Genomic DNA, 867 nt, shown 5'->3' on the forward strand with positions numbered 1-867 from the left:
CGGGCTGCTGTGAAAATACTTGAATGGGTCGCGTTTTGGCATGGCGGGAAGCTACGAGACCGCCCTGCCCGGCTCAACCAAATTCCTTCTGACAACACCCCCGGCAGAAATGGAAGCACTTGAATGGATCGCGCTTGGGCATGGCGGGAGGTTAGGAAACCGCCCTGCCCGCCTCGACCAGAAACCCTCTGGCAAGCCCCTCTGAAAATGCCCCTCTGACACCACCGGCAGGTCACTCGGAATCGTCGACGACGCGAAATTCGCCTGAAGGAATCTCTGTCGGCGGCTCTTCGAATTCATCCGTGTTCAGTCCTCTGCGGATCAGTTCGCGGATGGCAGCCGCGCGCGATGGAAGTCGATTTTCAAATCGCCAGTCATCGATGACCTTCAGCTCTTCAACATCCAGCATCAGCTGCAGCTTTTCGGTGCGCTTCGGTGGTCGTTCTTGATTGGGCATCGTTCCTCGCTCGCTTATGTATGACATGACTTACTCCACATACGTAAGATAATGAACCTCCTTGGCATCAGCTCTTAGGTGAATTTCCACCTCCAGCGTTGGTTGATCTGGATCAGCAACAAACACAGGCAACACAAGATACACAACTTAACCATATGTTTTTATTTGCTTTTTTCTGCCACGACCCTACTTTTCATGCATGACCGAAACAGGGAAAGGGAAAAGAATGACACAGCAAGTTCTGAAAACCGAACCCCAGAGCGAAATGCATGATACCGGCATCGACAAGAATGAGTGGATATCGAACGCAGTTACCGAGGTTCTGTGTGACAGCGTTCTGTTGATGATCAAGACGCAAGGGTATCATTGGAACGTGGTCGGACCCCTTTTCGTGCCGATCCACGAAATGA

At 51.9% G+C, this 867-nt stretch carries 1 protein-coding gene and 1 pseudogene; one reads left to right on the forward strand and one right to left on the reverse strand.

Translation table 11 applies throughout. The features are described 5' to 3' along the window. Positions 1-232 precede the first annotated feature (232 nt). Positions 233-484, reverse strand: a complete 252-nt coding sequence (locus AVO45_RS12495; RefSeq protein ID WP_157770158.1) for a hypothetical protein — start codon at positions 482-484, stop codon at positions 233-235. Between the two features lie 199 nt (positions 485-683). On the opposite strand from AVO45_RS12495, the pseudogene AVO45_RS12500 reads away from it, so the two are divergent. Beyond that, positions 684-867 (forward strand): annotated as a pseudogene (locus tag AVO45_RS12500) (Dps family protein); the annotation flags it as partial.

It is taken from the genome of Ruegeria marisrubri (assembly GCF_001507595.1).
Taxonomy (GTDB): domain Bacteria; phylum Pseudomonadota; class Alphaproteobacteria; order Rhodobacterales; family Rhodobacteraceae; genus Ruegeria; species Ruegeria marisrubri.